The sequence below is a fragment of the Chitinophagales bacterium genome (assembly GCA_017303415.1).
Lineage (GTDB): Bacteria > Bacteroidota > Bacteroidia > Chitinophagales > Chitinophagaceae > SpSt-398.
The window spans coordinates 1,606,132-1,628,195 of sequence record JAFLBJ010000001.1; the positions used below are offsets into that span (position 1 = coordinate 1,606,132).

Sequence of the window (22,064 nt, forward strand, 5' to 3'; positions counted from 1 at the left end):
TTAATAGAGGTTTGTTGGATAAGTCATGTCAAATTTTGGGCTCTGAATATTAAGTTTATTACAAAGGCTGTCAAAGCTCTTTCTGGTCAAAGGCCCGTATTTTGGTTTATCTTGAAATTCACTATTTGTCCGTTCTATAATGTAATAGTTTACGACATTTTTGTCAATCTTTATTGGGGAGTTCTGCAACAAAGGGTGTTGCTTGGCATAAATAAAATTTGAATTATAGCCAACTGCAATTACGTACGCAGGAACTAATTGTTCTTTTTTATATAAACTTCTACTTTCATGCAAGTCTATCCATGTTACCTCATAATCATCCACAACATTGTCTGAATCGCTGTCAAAAAGTGCACAGCCTGAAAGCTGAAATAATAAAACACCCAAGGTAATTGTCTTTATGACTCTAAGCATAACGGGAACTGTGTTGCAGCTAACGGCTACGTATTGGCGATGATGGGGCATTTGAAAAACGTCAGCCTAACATTTGCACAAATGCCCAAAAGAATTACAAATGTTGAATTTACAACAGTCAGCCCGACTATTGCCAATACGATGTTAGCTGTTCGTTGTTTTTCTGTCTATTAGGTAGTTTAATTATGTTCTTTATTTAACTTCTACATATTCAAATTATTATATTTTCTTTTGAAATGTAAATTAGTTCTCTTTCCAATCTATCAAAGTTTTCTTCATTTTTAGGCACTACATAAATTTTCATTTTCTCACATTCTTCCACAGTTTTAAAAATCATACGAAAGAAAATTTTTGATTTTGAATCGCTTATTTTTTCAAACCCCACTTCCATCTCAAAAAGCGGTTGCGAAGTCCTTGTCCAAGTAACTAATTTATTCGGTACGATATTTTTAAAAATGGACGAGTTCTCGTAGTTGCCTTTTTCAGGTCCGTGCATGGTCAAAAGCCACTTTCCGCCTGGTCGTAAGTCAAATTCGTGTATTGTATTCGTAAATCCTTCTGGGCCCCACCATTTTTGTAAATATCTGGGATTGGAAAATGCTTGATAGACTAATTCAAACGGAGCATTAAGTTCTCTCGAACTGTAAATTTCATTTTCTGAATTTGTACTCATTTATCACTAAGAGTTTGTCTTGTTAATATTATTTTGATGATTTTCACGGTACAATGACCGCTAACGCCAGCGGCTTGGAGCAGGCAGACTAATTTATGAAATCTTCTGGCGACGGCCCACTTATGTTCCTTCTTTCTTTTGGGCCGGAGCTAGCACGCAACAGGCTTGCGCCAAGCCACCCTGTTAGCGGTAGTCACGTCTTAGATTCTAATTGCTTGATTAAACGTTTCACAGAAAACTTCGGGTTAATTATTAGTCCCAGTTTGAGCCATTTTAGACTATTTTGATAATCTCCCGCAGAGTTATAGATTTCTGCAATCAGCTTATAAAATCCCGTAATGGTTGCCGGACTTAATTCATACTTGTCATTCATGATAAGTTTAAAATACTTATCCCGTTTCTGATCATCTCCAAAAATGGCATACGTTTCGCCAAACTTAAATGCGGTATTAATTCTGGCATAGTTATACATCTCACAAGAGAGAGCTTCCGCAAAAAGCAGTTCCTCGTTAATAAAGTTATTTATTTTCACTTCCAGCTTTCCTTTCAAATTAAATTGACAAATTTTGCACAAAGTAAAGTACCTATTACAAGTTGTTCGTGTTGAAAAAGGGAAATCAGTTTTAAAAAGCATGGATTCCAGCAAGAACGGGAAGCAAGTGTTCGACCCAACTACTTTACCTACGGCATCATTACGTAGAGTCGATTGAGAAATTCCTAATTGATTTAGTTCGTCATTAATAAGTTCAAGGTATTTGTCCCGATCTTTATCCTGAGGAAACCAAATCAAATCTACTAACGTACTGTCAATATCCACAAAATAATCGTCAAATGTCATGCTGTAAGATTACCGCTAACGTTCGGGCTTGGCGACGTGGCGACATTCCGAGTTACGTAAGCCAGGACTGGTGCTATTCAAAGATATGAAGATGAAAATATATTCTGTAGCTGGGCTTTATTCGTCAGACGGATATGTCGTTGAGGATTGTTTTATCGATGAGGATTTGTTCGTAAAGCCGCCATGACGCCAAACCCCTTGTTAGCCGCCGTTCTTCTGTTCGGCAAGTTCGGAAAGAAGGCGGTCATGTTTGGCGTTCCATGTTGTGTCTCTTTCAATTTCGGCTGTTTCATAAAGGGCAAATATTTCGTCAATCTTTTTTACTGCAAAATCCATAAATTGTTTCGCTTCAATTTCTGCGCTAGCGAAATGTGTATGAAACATAAGTCCGTAAATGCCTAACGTAACAGAGTAAGGAGCAATGGCTCCATCCTTTTCAATAGTTACTCTTGCTCCGTCAATGCACTCAAAGTCTTCGGTAATCTTTCCGCCCTCACTACCAGTTGTGCCAATTGAAGATCCTTTATCAAAATTTGTCCACCTTTGATTATTGGTAGTTGTGGTTTCTACTGTTGGATTATTTATTCGGTTTTGAAGTTCTTTTGGCGATATAATACCCACACGACTTAAAGCCATAGAAAGATAGGGTTCAAGATTTGTTTGTTTTTTGTCCTCACTTAATGATTTTAAAAAAGGAATTACGCTTGGGTGTTCTTTGAATAAATGAATTCTTTTGAGCGCAGCAAATCGTACATCAATGTCTGGGTCGGATTGTATGCTAAATTTCAAAAGGTCAAAAAATCTATTTTGTCCCGTGTCGCCAAGTGACATTATTGCTCCAAGCCGTTCCTCTGAACTCAAAGAAGCAAATTTTGCTTCTGACGTTAGATTATAGTCGTTTTTATTTTTGTCAAATCGTTTGCTCTCGCCTATATTTTTCTTTTTTCCAAAAAGTATTTTGAATAGGTTCATACGAATGGAGGCTAACGTCCGGGCTTGGCGTTGTGGCGATATTCCGTGTTCCGTCAGCCCGGATATGTTGCTGATCAAAGATATGAAGATGAAAATATATTCTATAGCTAGGATTTATTCGTCAGATTGATATGTCGCTGAGCAGCGATATATCGATCAGGATGTATTCGTAAAGCCGCCATGACGCCAAACCCCTTGTTAGCGGTAGCGTGCATTAAAATTGAGTACAAATGCTGAATAACTTGTCAATTCTAAAATTCATCTAGTGACACTGATACTAGCTTTCTTTGCTTTCAGTATACCAATTACAAAAAGTACTTGCCCCAACGTAAACAAAAGATAAGGGGCAATCATTAAGGCCCTTGTCACATAATAGTTGTCAAAATAGACAAAGAGATTCCCGGCAAAGGCAAACATTGATAAGATAATATGCAGTAGAAAAAGTCTATGTTGAACTATCTTTCCATTTCGTTCTATTATGTAATAAATCAGAGATGCTATTCCAAGCCATATAATCGGAATCAGGGTTGCGAAAAACCACGGGGGATATATTGTGGTATGCCAACCAGGTAATACAGAAAAAGCCGCATCTTGAGAAAAGAAGGATAGCAGCCCAATTGTAAAAATAATCAGAAATATAAAAGAATATTTGACCATAAAGCTTAAGTTGCCGCTAACGGCCACAGCTTTGCGTTCGGCAGGGTATTGGGAAAACGTTCAGCCCGGAACTGCAGCCGATTAAAGATACTGAAGCTGAAAATATATTCTGTTGCTCATCCGTGTTCGGTGAGCCGGATATGTAGCTGATAGTAGAACTGACAATGAGGATTTATTCGTCGCCGCTGCTGACGCAAAGCTGAATGTTGTATGCCGCTTTTCTTTGTCACACAGGTGTTGAAATAATTATATTGGCAACTCTTCTGCAATTATCAATATTACCCAACAATCCCATTCTTTCGGTCTCTACTTTTAAAAGATATTGTGCTATTGCCTCGCTGTCTGATTTGTCAATTCTTAATTTGAAAACTTGAGGTACGTAGGTGTGATATTCATCTCTTGCTTCCTCATACTCATTTACTCCAATTGGGTCCCACTCATTCCACAATAGTTCATCAATGATTTTGTAAAGATTTTTCTGTTCCTGTGTCACCCAAATAAGTTTTTTATTTTGTCAATTATAGTTGTTCTTTTTTTGTCGGATAAATATTTAATTCGTCAAAAGGGTCAAAGTTTGGTTCAAGTCCTTCAGCTATTACCCGTCCTGTTTCATAGCGTCTACCATCTTTGTCAATTAAATAAGGGTAACAATATATTGTCGTTCTATAAAGCTTTGGGTCTGGAAATTGAAAGTCAATCTGAGCTTCCGTTATAAAGTCTGTATCAAAGCCATTTGCGACTAATTCTTTATCAATAATTTCTTTTAATGTCTTTGCGTTAAGAGTCAATGGATGAATGTTGAATTCTATCGGGGTGAACGAAGCCTGCAAAACATTTAAAGAAGCCTTTGTCAATTTAAGTTGTCTTGCCGCATTTAATAACCAGTCACCCATATAGCCGCAACTATAGTAGCGTTCTGTCCCAAAAAAACTTTGTGTGATGTTATGAGGAATTCCGTTAAGGTTTCTACGTCTTGGCATAAGGTCTGTCTAAAGTGGCATACAACGTTAAAGCATTGGCGAAGTGGCGGTATTCTGTGTTCCGTCTGCTGGGTGCCGCTGCTGATTAAAGATGCAAAAGCTCATTGTTTATTCTATTGCCCGGCGATATTCGTCAGCCGAAACTGAAGCTGAGTAGCGAAGAAAAAGCTGAGAATATATTCGTCGTTCCGCCATTTTGCCAATGCAATGTTACCTGCTGTTATTCGTCATTTTGTTTTAAATATTTTATTGGAACATGGTCTGTCAACCAAACGCCATTGTCCGAAATAGAGAACTGAAAGTTGTCATTATACATTTGTTCTGCAAGTACTTTGAAAACAAATGGCTTCCCATGCCTTTGTCCAACTTTAATCGCTGTATCAAAGTCGCTGCTCAAATGAACATGTTGCCTATTGCGTTTTTCAAGTCCTGTGTCCAAAATGGATTGCACCGATTTTTCACCAGTTCCATGAAAAAGGATTTCTGGTGGTTTTTGGTTTATGTAACCTAATTCAATCTCTACTGAATGTCCTTGACTTGCTCTTATCTTGTCAAGCGTATCATTAAATGCAAATCGCTTCTTTCCGTTTGTCGCAACGATATGATTTAATATTTCTCTATCAAAATTAACCCCGTAGTTATTTGCTTTTTCAATCAATTCAGCTATGTCTGTCCAACCGCTTTGGTCAAGTTGAATGCCAATAGTTTCAGGTTGATGTCTTAATACTAGACTTAGAAACTTGCTAATGTGTATTATTTGTTTGTCGCTACTCATTTTTTATTAAATCGCAATGATACCAATTTACAAATAACAAATCGAAAGCTTTATCAACGTTTAAAATTTCTTTTGTTGTGTTGTCATTCCATTGAGCAATACAAAGTTCAATTACCGTGTCGTCATTGAGAGTTCCAAAGTAACTCGTGTTGTCTGTTTTAATAGCAAAACCGTTTGTAAGAACATTGCCGTTGATAATAACTTGTCCAACTGAGTTACAATTTAGAAGAGCCTTGAGCTCATTAAAATTAACTTTCAGGTTGGGTGAACCAATTGTTTTCCTTACGTGGCAATTTTTAAACAATGTGTATTCGTCGTTCTTCTTGCTATGGTTGGCCCAAACCTCTTTAATGCCATTAAATTCTTCTTCAATTTTTGGTAGAGAACTTTGGTTTAAAAATTCATTCTGTCTGTAATCGTCCTCATGAATAAAAATGTCAGATTCAGTTTCCTTTGTCTTTTGCGATAATTGAGGAAACTCGTTTGAAATAGTTGGTGTCGTGAACCAAATATCGTTTGGGTTCATACTCTTAACCTTAGCAGTCTCGGGTTCTGTCTTTTTGCTTCGCCCAAATATTTTGTCAAATAGTCCCATTGTAAGTTGTAGAGTGTCGCTTTATAATAGCAGAAAGCTCATTGTTGGCAGTAGTTTTTATTTGATAGTTATTGTCAAAGAGTTTAGTTGTTGGGTTCCGCATTTAGGGCACTTATAAATAATGTCATAAAATTGAATTTTATCATTTGTCTTGAGACTTTTGACAGTTTTTATCTGTTTGTCAGGCAAATAACTTCCTATAGATAAATCAAAAGAAGCAAGCAGATTCATATTGGATTTTGAAAATCGAGTTCGAAAAGAGAGCACTTGGAATTGATGCTTGTATTTGCAGTCAGGTAAATACACGCTAATAATTGGATTGGCCAAAATCTGCTTTACAGTCAAAAGCGTATCTTTTGTGTTTGCAAGTTGGGCAATAGGATAAGGAACTTTCTTAACTTGATAAGTTTCTGAATGAACCAAGCTATCATCTTCGTAAAGTTTCAACGTGTCTGGCTTTTCTGCAGCAACATTTATTAGATATTTATTGGGTCCAACTTTCGTGAGGGTACCATGAGAAATAGAGAACCTGACGTTTTTGACAAAATACGTTGATGTTTGCAATCCGATGTAATTCTCAACTCCAATATAAAGTTCTTTATCGTTTGGGTCTTGCGAACTGAGATTAAAGAATTTAGGCTGTGCAAGTAAAGAAATCTGCAAAGAAAATAGGATGTATAGTATTAACTGGGTCTTCATAAAATTGCTGCCAACGGCCACAGCTTTGCGTTCGGCAGGGCATTTGGAAAACGTCCAGCCTTGAACTGCAGCCGACCGAAGTTACAAAAGATGAAAATATATTCTGCTGCTCATCTGTGTTCGGTCAGCCGGAGATGTAGCTGATAGTAGTACTGCCGATGAGGATTTATTTGTCGCCCCATGCTGACGCAAAACTGCTTGTTGTAGGTAACCCTTTGTCGTTTGTCAAAATGAGTTACGATTTTGTTTTATGTACTCAATGTTGAGCTCATATAAATTGTCCTCGTACTTATAAAACGCTTGGTCAAGCTGTTCCCATACCTCGTTTGCCGTGTCTTCAATTTGTTCTAATATTTCTTGTCGGTTGGCTCTGTTTTTAGGAACAACAGAGCTGGGAAATTGGTCAATGGCTTGTTGCAAAATGTCTGCAGTCTTGTTAGCATTAATTGTCCGCAATGAAGTTATTGTCTCATGTGCAAAGTCGCCACTGGAGTTGTAGAAGTATTGGTTAAAACCACCATTATTTATTTCCCTTTCAATATTTTGGTTGAAATAAAAATGTTTTTGCGGTTCTGTTAAACGGTCTAATGCGTCACCGTATGAACAAAGTTTACAAACGTAATTGTCAATTTCAATGATTGCGTTATTGGTGTTTGGTGATGAAAGTAAAGTGTCAATGTCAGGCTTATTGTCGTCCTGATTTTTGCTGTCGCCGCCAAATAGTTTCTTAAAAAAGCTCATAGTAGTAGTGAGGTTCGTTAGGGTTACCTACAACGTCAGGGCTTGGCGTTGTGACGATATTCCTGGTTGGGTATGCTGGATATATTACCGAGTTAATGTATGAAGATCAAAATACAAACTAAAGGTGGGCATTATTCTTCAGTTGGACATGTGTCCGATTAATTATTATGATGATCTCGTCATATTCATAAAGCCAGTATATTATAAATCCCCTTGTTACTGGGAGTTTAGTCATTCGACGTTGAGCCAATTTTCGAATTTGCTAAACAAGGTTAATTGTGGCACCTATTAAAGGCTTAAAAAAGCATTTACTTTTTTGCCAGCAATTGATAGGATACCAGTACAAATCCTAAGCACGCCAATATAGGTGTCCAAAATCGAAAAGGGATAAAGAATAGTTTGTTTTGGTCACCGCCTGCAATTGTAAGTTGGTCAAAAATTCGTGTTCCTTTGTTCTCGGATTTCAGTTTATTAAAATACTCTGCAAATAATTTAATAACTACTGCAGAGAAAAGAAATGAAATACCAAGGGGGATTAAATTCGTTTGATAAAAACTATCCTCTTTTGTTAAGTATGTGGTAATTAGGTTAGCAAGTAAAGAGTTAATAAAAACAACTATAAAAACCAGAAACCCGTAACCTGACCAAATTATCATACGATACTTTTATAGGTATTGAAAAAATGCAAGTAAGCCGTAAAGTTGAATTTTTCTCCGTGCCTCTGCAGTAAAATCAAAAACCTACCCCTCATCGCGCACTTCGTGCACCTCAGTCACAGACCGGTTTTCTACCTTACCTCATTTCCAGTGATTTATGAAGAATTTCGAAAAGGCGGGATTTCGATAAGGTTTGATGTAATTTACTCGATTTTGTATGATTTTTCCAAAAACAAAACCCAAAAAAAATCCCCCCCAAAATGGGAGGGACCTTCTTGAAATTTAACTGGCCACCACTCAGAACGGCAGATCATCTACCGGCTCACCAGCATCAACCGATGCAGGCGCATCTGAACGGACATTGTCGGAGAAGGAGGAAGAACCACCGGCATCGCCACGGCCTCCCAATAACTGTACCTCGCGAATCCGTAGACTCAACGAAGCGCCGGCCGTACCGTCCTGACGGGTAAAGGTCCTGACCTCGGGCGTACCCTCGACATAAACCTGCTTCCCTTTCAAAAGGTAGGGGGAGATCCCGGTACGGTCTGTCCAATAAGCACAGTCAACCCAGGTCGTTTTCTCCTGGTTGTTACCCTGACTGTCGCGATACTTCTCGGTATGCGCTACCGTAAAGTTGATCACGTTCTTGCCATTTACTGTATTCACAATACAGTCCTTACCGAGGTGGCCAATTACTTGCATTTTGATCATAGTGCTCAATTTTTAATCGTACGTAAAATAGTTAACAAGGCAAAATAAGGGGTTTCTGAATTCCTAAACAATCCGATTTACCCCCAAAAGGTGGGGTGTTTTCAAGACTCACCGCAGAGAACAAGAGAACACGGAGTTACGCAGAGACAGGTATTAGCCATTAGCATTTAGCTATTAGCACTTGGCGAATCTTTGTGTACGAGTGTCATAGCAGTCAAATTCTCTGCGTAACTCCGCGTTCTCCTGTTCTCTGCGGTGATAATTTTTATTCTTCCGACCTCGCTGAGCCACCCTCAATCAGTCTCCCGAAAAAGATCGCGTTCATCATCAACTTTGTCCCGCCCAGCCAAAAAGCCCTGAAATTGGGATTATCCGCAATATTGATCACCCGGCCACTACCCACAGCATTCACCACCACCGCGGCGGAATTCTTCATGGCCGCATAATTCTGTTGACTGAGCCAGCCACTCTGCAAGGGCGCCTTTCCATACTGAAAGGGGGCCGCATTGCGGTTGCGGGGGATCTCCAGAAATACATTGTTGGCTTTGAACAGGCTCACCGTTTTTCCGGGATATCCATAGGCGAGGGGATGGGTGGGGTCAAAATCGGCGCTGAAGATGGCCCCGCTCATTTGCTGGGCCCCACGCACCTGACCAAGATCGGTATAGGGGATCACCGTCGCGCTATCCGTGGCAGGACGGGTACGCTTGAATCCAACCGTACTGATTCCGGCCTGCTGGGCCCAGTTAATGGATTCCTCAGTGAGGATCAAGGTGCCACCAGCTTCTATCCATTGCCTGAGTTTCTCTTTGTCAATCGTTGTATATCGTCCGCCCACCATGATCAGGGTATTGTATTTGGTCAGATCGGCCTGGTTGAACAGGCCCTGCTCCAAATGAGTGGCCGGCATATTGAACCGCTGATCAAGCAGGTGCCAAACCTCTCCGGCATCGGTGGCATTGGCCCCGGTGCCCACGATCATGGCGATACGGGGCTTTTGGGTAACGGCAAAATTGCGGCTGCCCAGGTCACTTCCGGTAACCGATGCCCCGGTGGTAACAGGTAATATCTCGATCCCATTGGACGAGGCAATGCCCTTTAGGAGGGTAAATAATTTTTCGCTGTCCATGGACTGAAGACTCACCGGCACCATGATACTTCCGGGTTGGAATTTGCGTGTAGCTCCAGCCACCATCACCTCAAAGGACGTCGTAGCCACCTTGGTAAGGATACCGGCCTGTTGAAGCTCATACAAGGCCCGGGGGGCATAGAACTCGTTCCAGTCAAACAGATAGGCGTATTCACTCTTACCGGTTAAAGTGCCCGTCATAGCCCTTGGCTGAAGAATGCGTTTACCACCCGTCAGTGTGGCGGCCTGTGTGGCATTTGCCTCGGCATAACTGAGCCCATAGGCGAGGGGAAGTGTCCAGGCCGTGATATCATAAAACAAACTGTCTTTGTACTCCAGGGTTTTGGTGAAAATGGCCTGGATCAACCGGAACTGGGGCTGATCGGTCGGGACATAATAGGCATCTCCGGGCGTAAACTGGATGCCATTGATCGCCGTGGCCTTACCGGGTTCATATACCTGTATCTGGTGGCGCAGGAGCATTTCGGTGAAGATGGCAGATTTGGTCTTGTCCGTCTGGCTGCCAAATACATATCCTTTTACGGGAGAGGCGGCGGCCTCTTTGAGGGCTGTCGTATAAAAATCCTTTTGCCACTGGAGGAATTCGGTGCGTAATTGCCGGGCTCCTTCCAGCGTGGAAAGGGTAGTGGTAAACTGGTTGCGGATGGTAAACGGAAAGGTCAATAACCCGTTATCGGTTTCCTGTAAATGCCCGCGGGAGGAAGCCTGTTCAAACAGGATGCCGATGGCACCATTGACATCGGGATAGGTGGAACCTTTTCCATAATAGAAATCATCATAACTCTCTTTGGTAAAATACAGGGAACCGATCTTGTCGAGATAGGCGGCATGAAATTTTCCCAGTTTGGCGGTCAGTTCCTGGTTCTTAAGCGGGGTGATGGGATTGACCCGGGAAGGCACACCGGGTTGAAAAAAGAAAGTGGCGCTGCTGCCCTGTTCGTGGTGGTCGGTGAGGATATTGGGTTTCCAACGGTGAAACCATTCCAACCGGTTCTGACTTTCGCGGTGTACGGCCGGCAGCCAGTCACGGTTAAGGTCGAACCAATAGTGGTTGAAACGCCCACCGGGCCAAACCTCATTGAACTCGCGCGAGGAGGGATCACTTACCAGGTTCTTGCTCTTGTGCTGGTTGGCCCAGGTAGAGAACCGTTGCAATCCATCGGGATTGAAAGAGGGATCAAATAAAATGATGGTATTGTTCAACAATTCATCGATCTCTTTTCCCTGGGCTGCCGCCAGATAGTAGGCACTGAGCAAACTGGCATTGGCGCCACTGGCTTCGTTGCCATGAATGGAATGACCGATATACACCACTATGGGCATATTGGAAATATCCACGGAACCTGATTGGGCCGGATCAGTGAGTTTGATATGTTGCTGCCGGATCTCTTCCAACCGGGCGTGGTTGGCTGGTGAAGTGATGATCAGCAGCACCTGTGGCCGGCTTTCATACGATAAACCCATGGTCTCCAGGCTCACCCGGTCGGAGGCGGCATCGATCGCCTTCATGTAATTCACCAGCCGGTCATGGGTGATATGCCATTCCCCTACATGATGATAGATCACCTCCTCCGGCTTGGGGATACGCGGATCGTACTGGATATTTTGGGGGAGATAATAACTTAATTCCTGTGCGTTTGTTGTAATAGCAAATAGCAGAATAAACAGGTGAAATATTCTTTTCATTCGTTTTAGTTTGGGTGTGTGGAAGATACGGAGAAAATGGATGTTGGGTGGCGGATGGAGGATGTTGGATGTTGGATGGTGGATGACAGATGACAGATGACGGATGACCGACTTCTATCTTAAGATTCATATCTCCCTGGAACTCTGTCATCAGTCATCAGTCATCTGTCATCTGTCATCCGTCATCCGTCATCTGTCATCTGTTCTCTGTCATCCACCAACCAACATCCAATCCCCAAATCCCAAAATCCTGCTCTATCTTTGCCGCTTCGAATTGAATAACTATGAGTAGAAAAGGAAAAGTCCTGGTAGCCATGAGCGGCGGTATCGACAGTACCGTCACCGCCCTGATGCTGCATGACCAGGGATATGAGGTGGTGGGTATTACCATGAAGACCTGGGACTATGCCGCCAGTGGTGGGGGCAAAAAGGAAACAGGTTGTTGTAACCTCGACAGTTTTAATGATGCCCGTATGGCAGCGGTCCAGCACGGGTTCCCGCATTTTATCCTGGATATACGTGATGAGTTTGGTGATTTCGTGATCGAGAATTTTGTGGATGAATACCTGGCCGGCCGGACACCCAACCCATGTGTTTTATGCAATACACATATCAAGTGGAGGGCCTTGTTGAAAAGAGCGGATGCGCTTGACTGTGAGTATATCGCCACAGGGCATTATGCTAAGATCCGCCAGCATGATAATGGGCGGTTTGTGGTAAGCAAGGCCGTGGATTCCACCAAGGACCAGAGTTATGTATTGTGGGGTTTGCAACAAGACCTGCTGAGCCGCACCTTATTGCCCCTGGGCCCCTATAAAAAAACGGAGATCAGGCAGATGGCCTTTGATTATGGTTACCCTGAACTGGCCAAAAAGCTGGAGAGCTATGAGATCTGTTTTGTGCCGGATAATGATTACCGTGGGTTCCTGAAAAGAAAAGATCCTTCATTAGAGGCAAGAGTAGCCGGTGGCAATTTTGTGGATAAGGAAGGCCGGATTTTGGGCCAGCACCAGGGCTATCCCTTTTACACCATTGGGCAACGGAAGGGGTTGGGAATTACGTTTGGGAAACCAGTATTCGTTACGGGGATCGACCCGGATTCGAATTCGGTGGTGTTGGGGGATGAGGAAGACCTGGATAAAACGACCATGCAGGTGGCCCGGATCAATATGATCAAATACGATACAATCACCCCGGGTTTTGAGGCGGTGACAAAGATCCGCTACCGGGATGCCGGCACGCTTTCCCATTTATACCCTGATAATCAAGGGGTAAAAGTGGAATTTGCAGGCCCGGCCAAAGGGGTGGCACCCGGACAGAGCGCGGTGTTTTATGAGGACGATGACGTCATCGGCGGGGGTATCATACAAAGAGGGGAACTGATTTAGAATCAATGCAATAAAGGCGATTTTTGGACGTTTTTGATCAGAGTTTCCCGCCGCGCTCGCAGCGTATAACGCAGCGGCCGCCGCGAGAAACGAAAAAAAATAAAAGCCGATCCTTTTCAATGAAATACCAATCCATCAAACGACCTGTCCTGATCCTCCTTTTTCTTGCAGGCCTTATCTCCTGTGAAAAAAAGACTGAGGATTTTATCACCGAACCCCTTTCGGATTACATGCCCCTTGAAGTGGGCAAATACATCATTTATCGTTTGGATTCCACCGTCTTTACCAACCTGAATACGACCGTTGAGGTACACAAATACCAGGTAAAGCATGAGGTGGATGGAGCGACCACGGATGGGTTGGGACGGCCTTCATACCGCGTTGTCACCTACCTCCGTGATTCAGCGGGTAATAACCCCTGGGTCCCCAATGGCTCTTACCTCGTAACGGTAACAGATCAACAAGTGGAGGTCAATGAGAATAATCTCCGCTATATCAAAATGCACCTTCCGCTGAAAGCCAATTATACCTGGAAGGGCAATAGTTATTTTCCGGATGATTCCTATGAACCTTTTTGTCATTTCAACAGTTTTGATAATCTCTGGGAGGAGTCGGATTATTTCTATGATGGCGAAAGGGCCGATTCAGAGACCATCGAAGGAGAGACCTATACCGATGTATGGACCGTTCAACAGGAAGATATCACCGATGATTCACCGATCTATTCGGCGCGTATCTATGGGATTGATAAATATGCAAAAGGCCTCGGTCTTGTTTTTCGCGAACATATCCTCTGGGAATATCAACCACCCGGTTCACTTCCCACCGGTGTGTACTGTGGTTTTGGAATCAAGATGTGGATGATCAGTCATAATTGATCCCTAAATTTGGGGAACAATACGAACATGAGAATGAAGAGAATACTTGGTTTGCTGCAATTGTTCCTTGTTTCCGGGCTGGTCCAGGCCCAGTACGACCGTCATGTGGTAGCCTTTACCGATAAGGCCGGTACGCCTTACACGTTCAACAACCCTTCCGCTTATCTATCCACTCGTGCCATTGATCGCCGCACGCGCTATGGTATATCGATCGATAGTACCGATCTGCCTGTTACACCCCGTTATCTCGATAGCATTCGTTCCGTACCCAATGTACAGGTACTGAATGTTTCCAAATGGATGAACCAGGTGGCCATTCGCACGGATGATCCGGCGGCATTGGCGAAGATCCAGAGTTTTCCTTTTGTGAAAACGGTGAATGCCGTAGCGCCCAGGCTTCGACCCGATCTGCCTCCCACAAGAAATAAATTTGACCAGGAAACGGCTAACGGTCCTGCTTTTCCATTTGCCGCCCGCGAAAACGGAACAGATGTCAATTATGGACAGACCTTTAACCAGGTGCATATTCATAATGGAGAGTTTCTTCATGACAGAGGTTTTCAGGGGCAGGGTATGGTGATCGCCGTACTCGATGGCGGGTTCTCTACCTATAAAACCAATCCCGCATTTGACAGCATCCGGCTCAATGGTCAGGTACTGGGTGAATGGGATTTTGTACACAATGCCACAAACACCGATGGGTTCAGTGGACATGGCATGAACTGTTTGTCAACCATTGCGGCTAACCGACCGGGTACCATGGTGGGGACTTCCCCTCAATCCAAATTCTGGTTATTTGTTACGGAAGATGTATCCAGTGAATATCCGATTGAAGAACATTTCTGGGTATGTGGCGCTGAATATGCGGATAGTGTGGGATCGGATCTGATATCCTCCTCATTGGGATATCAGGATTTTGATGACCCTTCCTTTGATCACCTCTATGCCGAAAGGAATGGAAAGACCACCTTGATCACCCGTGCCGCCAACCTGGCTGCCAAAAAAGGAATGATCGTGATGAATAGCGCCGGGAACTATGGCGCACAAACATCACAGATCAAGTTTGTTTCCTGTCCCGCAGATGGGGACAGTGTGGTAGCTGTTGGAGCCGTAAACAGTGCAGGAAATATTGCCGGGTTCTCGAGTTGGGGACCTAATTCAGCAGGAAAGATCAAACCCAATGTGTCATCAGTCGGACAAGGAACCATCATTGCCAATGGGGCCGGTAATCCGGTGGGTGGAAATGGAACTTCCTTTGCCAATCCCAATATGGCCGGTTTAGTGAGTTGCCTCTGGCAGGCATTCCCCGAGTTCAATAACATGAAAGTGATTGACGCGCTGCAAAAGAGCGCACACAAATACACCACCCCAGATGACCGTTTTGGGTATGGCATACCCAACATGCGTACCGCCTATTATATCCTGAAAGCGGATAAGAGCCGGCTCCAGTTTGGGCCTACTGGTTGGTTTCGTGCCCAACCCGATCCCTTTACCGACCAGATCGACGCGGAGTTTATTTCCGAAATATCGGGTGAGGTAAGACTTTATTTGCGCAATGGATTGGGAACAAAATTGGACAGTGTGATACTGACTACCGATTCGCTCGATGTACGTCAGCATAGTTTCACCAACCTGGGAGGTTTACCCGGTGGCGTCTATTTTGTCAACTACAAAACTGCCACCAAAGACACCAGCATTTCCCTGACCAAGGAATCGACTCTTTTTGAAAATGACTGGTTGCGTGTATTCCCCAATCCTTTTGACCGTGACCTGTTTGTTACCTTCAAAGCACAGCTTACAGGGCAGGCACAGTTGATGTTGTATGATAGCCGCGGTCGCTTGGTAGCGGCAAATAAAAATCTATCTGTCCAAAAGGATGGAGTGTATACGGTTGATTTCCCAGTGATAAAGTCCATTGCAGCGGGGACCTATGTCCTGCGGTTTGATGATGGGGTGAATAAGCGGAGTGTGAAAGTGGTAAGGAAGTGATTAATGGATTTCAAAAAAAGCCGAATACAAGCTATCTGCTCTCTTTGTATAGCCTTCAATGCTTCCACTTCCGAGGCAGGTTAATGAGAAATTCTCTTCGAGCCATTTTACATTTCCTTCATTCTCTTCCTTAAATACCGAGCAGGTAATATACACCAACCGTCCTCCGGGTTTTAAATGAGGCAGGCTGTTCGTCAGTATCTGGCGCTGGAGCTGTACATATTCCCCGATCTTTTCCTGCTCAAAAAATACCAATTGCTCGGGTGTTCGTCCCCAGGTACCGCTACCCGTACAGGGCGCATCCACCACCATGAGATCGAATTTTTTATTCCCTTCAAAGGATACAGGTCGTGTAAGATCGGCGACAAATTTTTTGTATCCCTGGATACCCGCTTCTGAAAAACGGGTGGAGAGATTGGAGAGTATCGACGCGCGGGAGTCACTGACTGTAAGATCGAGGGGGCCGATCAGATCCCATAATAAAATGGATTTTCCTCCCGAGGCAGCACATACATCCCAGACCAGGATTTTGGGGATTTTTGGATTTTCAGGATTGATTTTTGGGATTGAATTCTTTAAATCAATATTGGAAGGTTCCCAATCCTCAATTTTATTTTCTTGCGGTGAATTCTTTAAATCAATCCTGAAAATCCACCAATCCCCCCAATCCTGGTCAAGACAATGTTGCGAGCTCAGATCCTGCACCACTACCTCTCTATTCACCTCCACCACCTCCTCCAATTTAATCCCATTCTGCACCTGTAATGTATGAGACCCGATAAGGGTATAGGGTATTTTGGCGGTGTTGAGTTTTTCGATCACTGCTTTTTCATGACCCGGACGGATACGAAGATAGAGATCGGGTTGGATCAGAAAGGAAAGTGAATAGGAGGGCCCTTCAATTCCGTGGCTCAGTTGATCTAGCCAGGGGAAAATTCCGGAAGGATCAAATGGTCGGTTAAGCCGATCGATTTTTTCTGCTTGTGTCAGATGTATCTGTTCATTCCATTCCGGTCGCAGGGAAGCTAAAAGATCGGATGGTTCCTGATGGGTTAAAAAATAGCCGGTTAATATTCGTTCTTCGGTGGACAGGGATAGCCCGGCTTTTCCGAGACGAAAAGCGGAATAGCAGAGGTCAGATATGACCTTACGGTCCCGGGAACCAAATTTCTTTTCTGTTTTAAACCAGGCTTTCAGAAAATGGGAAAAGGGCATTTCACCCTTATACATTTCCAGCAGTTGGCAGGCGGTATTGATATGTGAATGGTGGCGGCTCAGTTTATTGGTAATAAAATACGGTATTCGTAGTCACGCCCTGACGGGTTGATTGGGAAGTAGCGGGTTTGTTCTGTGAGTTATAGGTATAGGAAATAGTCATGTTGAAACTTCCTGCACCAGTAGCCAGATCCTGTAAGGCGATTGAGGTGGCATTGTTGGTGGAACTCCAATCAGCTTTTAGCATCGCGGCAGCTTCTGTGCTGGATAATTTTATCGGACTAACTTTTGTATCAAAGGTATTGTCAATAACAGCAATAAGGTCCCAACTACTTGTTGTTGCGTCATAAGAATACGATTGATTCTTGATGACATTTCCTTCGGCACTATAAGTGAACTCAAACTTAACATTCAACGCCATGGGTGCGCCAAGGGCAGGGCTGCCATTATAAGTATCTTGCCTTATTATTAGCCCGCTTGAGTTATAGGTGAAAACGGTGCTGTCCACACTGGTAAACCCACCCAATGTTAATTCGGTCGCACGGGCTGTATACCGACTACTTCCTGCATCATAATAGATTTTGGAAACCGCGCTATCGATACCCATGGCCTGGAATTGTGGGTTTTTTTGAATAACATGAGTGATGATGCCAGAAGCATTGCGAACGACCCGGATGTCGTTCTCAAAGTCCTGGCCATTGGATTTGCCTTTAATGAATTCCCGCATCAAACGTTTGGAAGCATCGTAGGTATAATTGGTTACCAGAGAATCAGCGCCAGTCTTGGCTACCGTTTTTATTAATAATTCTCCAACTGAGTTTCCATTTGTATTTCCGGTACCGCCACCATCTTCAGAACTGATCTCTTTTTGACATGCGGTCAATCCTGCCATCAGGGATATGGCAGCGAGGGTAATTCTTATTTTCATGTTTATGGTTTTTATAATTCCAATAAGGCTTTCACAGGGTCTTTTCCAAACAGCAGTTGCTGCGGATTTTCGAGTAATTCCTTTACACGCACCAAAAAGCTGACCGATTCCCGGCCATCAATGATCCGGTGATCATAGCTTAGCGCGAGGTACATCATCGGACGGATCACAACCTGTCCATTGAGGGCTATGGGACGCTCTTCGATCTTGTGCATACCCAGGATGGCGCTTTGAGGAATATTGATGATCGGCGTACTCAGCATGGAACCAAATACACCCCCATTGGTGATGGTAAAGGTTCCGCCTTGTAACTCTTCCATGGTGAGTTTATTGTCACGCGCCTTGCCAGCCAGTTCCACCACCTTTCTCTCCACATCGGCCATGCTCAGGCTTTCCACATTGCGCATAACCGGCACCGTTAATCCCCGTGGGGTGGAAACTGCGATAGAGATATCACAATAATCATGGTAGATGAGTTCTTCTCCGTCTATATAGGCGTTTACCGTTGGCCATTCCTGCAAGGCAAAGGCACAGGCTTTGGCAAAAAAGCTCATAAAGCCCAGGTTTACGCCATGTATCTCTTTGAATTTGTCTTTGTACTGCGCCCGAATGTCCATCACCGGTTGCATGTTCACCTCATTGAAGGTGGTGAGCATGGCCGTAGTATTCTTGGCTTCCACCAACCGGCGCGAAATGGTCTTGCGCAGGTTGCTCATCTTTTCTTTCCGCTGGTTACGGGAAAAAAGTTCCGCACCGGCCTTGGTACCCGGGTGGCTCAGCGCCGCGAGTACATCATCTTTCAATATTTTACCAGCCGATCCACTCGGGGTCACGGTCTTTGGATCGATCTTTTTATCAGCGATAATGGCAGCGGCCACCGGAGAAGCTTTAAGGGATCCATTTCCTGATGAAGCTGCGGCAGCAGTGGTGGTTTGGGTGGTGGTGGATGCAGTGGCGGGTGTGGCCGCGGCGGCGGGTGCAGCTGTTTCGGCTTTGGCGGGTTTAGCAGCTGTTTCGTCAATAGAGCCCAGGGCATCTCCGATCTTCAGGGTATCGCCTTCATTGGCGGCCCATTTCAATATACCGGCCTGTTCGGCATTGACTTCAAAAGTGGCTTTCTCACTTTCCAGTTCGGCGATCACTTCATCCCTTTCTACATAATCACCTTCTTTCTTTACCCATTTCAACAGGGTCACTTCGCTGATGGATTCGCCAACCGTTGGTACTTTAATGTTGATCATATATTCGCTGTTGCGCTGTATTTAAATTGAAAATGCAGTGTCGATGATCTCGCTTTGTTCCTGTGCATGTACTTTGGCAAAGCCGGTGGCCGTAGCGGCACTGGGTTGCCGGCTGATGACACCATAGTTGATGCTCTTCAGGTTCATTTGCAGGAAACTGGCCGCACCCATATTCAGTGGTTCTTCCTGAACCCAGAACCAGGTAGCCCGGCTGTATTTCTTGTACAGGGCTTCCAGTTGTTTTTCCGGTAAGGGGTACAATTGCTCCAGGCGTATAAGAGCGGTATTCCTGATATTCTCTTTTTGTTGTCTTTCTGCCAGGTCAAAGTAGATCTTGCCGCTGCAGAACAACACTTTGGTCACTTGTTGCGGATCGGTGATAAAGGCATCATCGATCACTTCCTGAAAACCTCCCGACATGAAGGCGGATTCAGGAGAATAAGAACCCGGGTGACGAAGATTGGCTTTTGGCGAAAAATTCACCAATGGCTTACGGAAGGGCCATGCAAGTTGACGGCGCAGGGCATGGAACAGGTTAGCGGCCGTAGTGATATTGGTGATCACCATATTCAATTCGGCACACATTTGGAGAAAACGTTCCATCCGCGCACTGGAGTGTTCGGGTCCCTGGCCTTCATATCCATGGGGCAGCAGCATGGTAACTCCATTCATCCGGTTCCATTTTTGCTCACCGGCAGAAATGAACTGGTCGATCATGGTTTGGGCTCCGTTGCTGAAATCGCCAAACTGGGCTTCCCACAGAACCAGGGCATGTGGATTGGCCATGGCGTATCCATATTCAAATCCCAATACACCATACTCACTCAGCAGGGAATTATATATCCTGAATTTACCGGTAGCGCCGGGTATGCGGCTCAACCGGAAATAAGCTTCATCCGTATTTTCATCGCGCAGGATGGCATGGCGATGGGAGAAGGTACCCCGACGTACATCCTGTCCGCTCATCCGGACATCATTGCCATCTAAGATGATACTTGCATAGGCCATGAGTTCTCCGGTGGCCCAGTCTATTTTCTTTTCGGTGAGATAAAGCTTGATCTTATCCTGCAGGATCTTTTCCACTTTCCGCAGGGGTTTGAACCCTTCGGGCCATTTCATGATGGCATCAAAAATAGTTTGAAACTGCTCGGCGGTGATGGCGGTAATGGGTGACTGGTCAAAGTCTTCATGGTTCGCACGACGCAGGCTCCTCCACCATTGTTCAGGTTGCTGGTAATGATAGGGAAGGGGATTTTGTTTTACCCCATCCAGTCGCGCCTGCAGGTCCTGCCAGAATTTGGCCTCCATGTTCTTTGCCAGGTCCTGCGCATCGGGTTCCCCATTCTCCATCAGGTATTGAGTATACACTTCCCGTGGGTTAGGGTGTTTATCGATCAGCGCATACAGATGTGGCTGGGTAAATTTGGGGTCATCGCCTTCATTGTGTCCATGTTTGCGATAGCAAACCATATCAATGAATACATCGCTGTTAAATTCCTGGCGATAGCGCGTAGCGATCTCCACACATTTCACCACGGCTTCGGGGTCATCGCCGTTCACGTGCATGACCGGGGCCTGGATCATAGCTGCCAGCGAGGTACAATAATCGGAACTGCGGGCATCATCAAAATCGGTAGTAAATCCGATCTGGTTATTGATCACAAAATGAATCGTTCCTCCGGTATGGTAGCCCTGAAGATTGCTCATTTGTAAAACTTCATATACGATACCCTGACCAGCTACAGAGGCATCTCCGTGTATCAGGATGGGAAGGATCTTGTCAAATTGCTCTTCGTACATCACATCCGCCTTGGCGCGGGCAAAGCCCACAACCACGGGGTCCACCGCCTCGAGGTGCGATGGGTTGGGCATGAGTTTCAGATAAACACGGCGGTTGTCTTCCGTGGTGATCTCACTACCGTAACCCATATGGTATTTCACATCGCCACTGCCCATGGTCTGGTCCATTTTGGCCGTGCCTTCAAATTCACTAAAGATCTGTTCATAGGTCTTGCCCATGATATTTGCCAGTACATTCAAGCGGCCACGGTGGGCCATCCCGATCACGACTTCCTGCACATCATATTGAGCGCCGGTATGGATGATCGCATCGAGGGCGGCAATTGTACTTTCTCCCCCTTCGAGGGAGAAACGTTTTTGTCCTACATATTTGGTGTGAAGGAATTTTTCAAAGATGACACCGTCATTTATTTTTTGCAGGATCCTTCTTCTTTTTTCCAGGGAAAGAGGACGCACAAAATCTTTTTCCATTTCCCGCGTGAGCCAGTCCACTTTTACCTGGTTGCTGATATACTTGAACTCGATACCGACCTTTCCGGCATAGCATTGTTGCAAATGATTCAATATCTGTCGAAGCGTGGCTGGTCCCAGTCCGATCAGGTTACCTGCCTGAAAGGTCCGGTCCATATCGTTCTCTGTCAGCCCAAAGAAATCGAGGTTAAGATTTGCTCCACGGTCTTTACGCTTACGAATGGGATTGGTATCCGCGATCAGGTGGGCCTTATTCCGGTAACCCAGGATCAACCGATAGGCACCTAATTCCTTGGCCCAGTCAAGGGAGGAAGGAGTGGAGGGCAGGGTTTCAGACGTTGATGTCGGGGATTTGCCGTTCAACGCAGGCTTAGCAGAACTGACAGCAAAATCGAATCCCTCAAAGAATTTACGGAATTCAGGGTCAACAGTTTCGGGGTTCCTGAGAAAATCCTGGTAAATCGTTTCAATATAAGCAGGGGACGAACTCGTTATGTAGGAAAAATCCTTCATCGACAAGGGGAATTTTTATTGGAGCACAAATATCGTTCAAAAAGTGCAGAGTTGATTGATCCGGCCTGGCCTTCTACTTCCTTGATAATCATTA

20 protein-coding genes are annotated in these 22,064 nt (G+C 44.5%); 3 read left to right on the forward strand and 17 right to left on the reverse strand.

The window, feature by feature from the left end:
• The 13 genes from J0M30_07025 to J0M30_07085 form a co-directional block, all read right to left on the reverse strand.
• Nucleotides 1-414: a DUF3997 domain-containing protein gene (locus tag J0M30_07025; GenBank protein MBN8667244.1), complete on the reverse strand. Its 414-nt coding sequence runs from the start codon at nucleotides 412-414 to the stop codon at nucleotides 1-3.
• Between the two features lie 211 nt (nucleotides 415-625).
• Nucleotides 626-1,087 (reverse strand): SRPBCC family protein, encoded by a 462-nt coding sequence (locus J0M30_07030; protein MBN8667245.1) that lies wholly within the window; start codon nucleotides 1,085-1,087, stop codon nucleotides 626-628.
• A gap of 193 nt (nucleotides 1,088-1,280) precedes the next feature.
• On the reverse strand, nucleotides 1,281-1,925 hold the full coding sequence (locus tag J0M30_07035) for a hypothetical protein (protein MBN8667246.1): 645 nt from the start codon (nucleotides 1,923-1,925) through the stop codon (nucleotides 1,281-1,283).
• A gap of 201 nt (nucleotides 1,926-2,126) precedes the next feature.
• A complete protein-coding gene (locus tag J0M30_07040) occupies nucleotides 2,127-2,897 on the reverse strand; it encodes a hypothetical protein (protein MBN8667247.1) in 771 nt (256 codons plus the stop codon).
• 883 nt (nucleotides 2,898-3,780) lie between these two features.
• Nucleotides 3,781-4,047 carry a hypothetical protein gene (locus J0M30_07045; protein ID MBN8667248.1) on the reverse strand — a complete coding sequence of 89 codons (267 nt, stop codon included), beginning with the start codon at nucleotides 4,045-4,047 and terminating at the stop codon, nucleotides 3,781-3,783.
• Nucleotides 4,048-4,072: 25 nt separating this feature from the next.
• A complete protein-coding gene (locus J0M30_07050) occupies nucleotides 4,073-4,534 on the reverse strand; it encodes a hypothetical protein (GenBank protein MBN8667249.1) in 462 nt (153 codons plus the stop codon).
• Between the two features lie 220 nt (nucleotides 4,535-4,754).
• Nucleotides 4,755-5,309, reverse strand: a complete 555-nt coding sequence (locus J0M30_07055) for an RNA 2'-phosphotransferase (GenBank protein ID MBN8667250.1) — start codon at nucleotides 5,307-5,309, stop codon at nucleotides 4,755-4,757.
• Nucleotides 5,302-5,835: a hypothetical protein gene (locus tag J0M30_07060; protein ID MBN8667251.1), complete on the reverse strand. Its 534-nt coding sequence runs from the start codon at nucleotides 5,833-5,835 to the stop codon at nucleotides 5,302-5,304. The genes J0M30_07055 and J0M30_07060 overlap by 8 nt, the downstream gene beginning before the upstream one ends.
• A gap of 126 nt (nucleotides 5,836-5,961) precedes the next feature.
• Nucleotides 5,962-6,603 carry a hypothetical protein gene (locus J0M30_07065; GenBank protein MBN8667252.1) on the reverse strand — a complete coding sequence of 214 codons (642 nt, stop codon included), beginning with the start codon at nucleotides 6,601-6,603 and terminating at the stop codon, nucleotides 5,962-5,964.
• Nucleotides 6,604-6,828: 225 nt separating this feature from the next.
• On the reverse strand, nucleotides 6,829-7,344 hold the full coding sequence (locus J0M30_07070) for a DMP19 family protein (GenBank protein MBN8667253.1): 516 nt from the start codon (nucleotides 7,342-7,344) through the stop codon (nucleotides 6,829-6,831).
• Between the two features lie 308 nt (nucleotides 7,345-7,652).
• A complete protein-coding gene (locus tag J0M30_07075) occupies nucleotides 7,653-8,000 on the reverse strand; it encodes a hypothetical protein (protein ID MBN8667254.1) in 348 nt (115 codons plus the stop codon).
• A gap of 297 nt (nucleotides 8,001-8,297) precedes the next feature.
• Nucleotides 8,298-8,711, reverse strand: coding sequence for a single-stranded DNA-binding protein (locus tag J0M30_07080; protein MBN8667255.1), 414 nt, complete (start codon nucleotides 8,709-8,711; stop codon nucleotides 8,298-8,300).
• Nucleotides 8,712-8,976: 265 nt separating this feature from the next.
• Nucleotides 8,977-11,547 carry a zinc carboxypeptidase gene (locus J0M30_07085; protein ID MBN8667256.1) on the reverse strand — a complete coding sequence of 857 codons (2,571 nt, stop codon included), beginning with the start codon at nucleotides 11,545-11,547 and terminating at the stop codon, nucleotides 8,977-8,979.
• A 284-nt stretch (nucleotides 11,548-11,831) separates the two neighbouring features.
• On the opposite strand from J0M30_07085, the gene mnmA reads away from it, so the two are divergent.
• The 3 genes from mnmA (at nucleotide 11,832) to J0M30_07100 (ending at nucleotide 15,802) form a co-directional block, all read left to right on the forward strand.
• Entirely contained in the window at nucleotides 11,832-12,935 is a 1,104-nt protein-coding gene (mnmA, locus tag J0M30_07090) for a tRNA 2-thiouridine(34) synthase MnmA (protein ID MBN8667257.1), read from the forward strand.
• Between the two features lie 119 nt (nucleotides 12,936-13,054).
• The gene (locus J0M30_07095; GenBank protein MBN8667258.1) at nucleotides 13,055-13,813 is read left to right on the forward strand and encodes a hypothetical protein; all 759 of its coding nucleotides are present in this window, start codon (nucleotides 13,055-13,057) and stop codon (nucleotides 13,811-13,813) included.
• Nucleotides 13,814-13,840: 27 nt separating this feature from the next.
• On the forward strand, nucleotides 13,841-15,802 hold the full coding sequence (locus J0M30_07100) for a S8 family peptidase (GenBank protein MBN8667259.1): 1,962 nt from the start codon (nucleotides 13,841-13,843) through the stop codon (nucleotides 15,800-15,802).
• Here J0M30_07100 and J0M30_07105 read toward each other — a convergent pair whose 3' ends face one another.
• The 4 genes from J0M30_07105 to J0M30_07120 are packed head-to-tail and all read right to left on the reverse strand — an operon-like array spanning nucleotide 15,803 to nucleotide 21,970.
• Nucleotides 15,803-17,032: an Fmu (Sun) domain-containing protein gene (locus J0M30_07105; protein ID MBN8667260.1), complete on the reverse strand. Its 1,230-nt coding sequence runs from the start codon at nucleotides 17,030-17,032 to the stop codon at nucleotides 15,803-15,805.
• Nucleotides 17,033-17,081: 49 nt separating this feature from the next.
• Nucleotides 17,082-17,945: a hypothetical protein gene (locus J0M30_07110; protein ID MBN8667261.1), complete on the reverse strand. Its 864-nt coding sequence runs from the start codon at nucleotides 17,943-17,945 to the stop codon at nucleotides 17,082-17,084.
• Between the two features lie 11 nt (nucleotides 17,946-17,956).
• The gene (gene odhB / locus J0M30_07115) at nucleotides 17,957-19,186 is read right to left on the reverse strand and encodes a 2-oxoglutarate dehydrogenase complex dihydrolipoyllysine-residue succinyltransferase (GenBank protein MBN8667262.1); all 1,230 of its coding nucleotides are present in this window, start codon (nucleotides 19,184-19,186) and stop codon (nucleotides 17,957-17,959) included.
• A gap of 21 nt (nucleotides 19,187-19,207) precedes the next feature.
• Entirely contained in the window at nucleotides 19,208-21,970 is a 2,763-nt protein-coding gene (locus J0M30_07120; GenBank protein ID MBN8667263.1) for a 2-oxoglutarate dehydrogenase E1 component, read from the reverse strand.
• Between the last annotated feature and the right edge of the window lie 94 nt (nucleotides 21,971-22,064).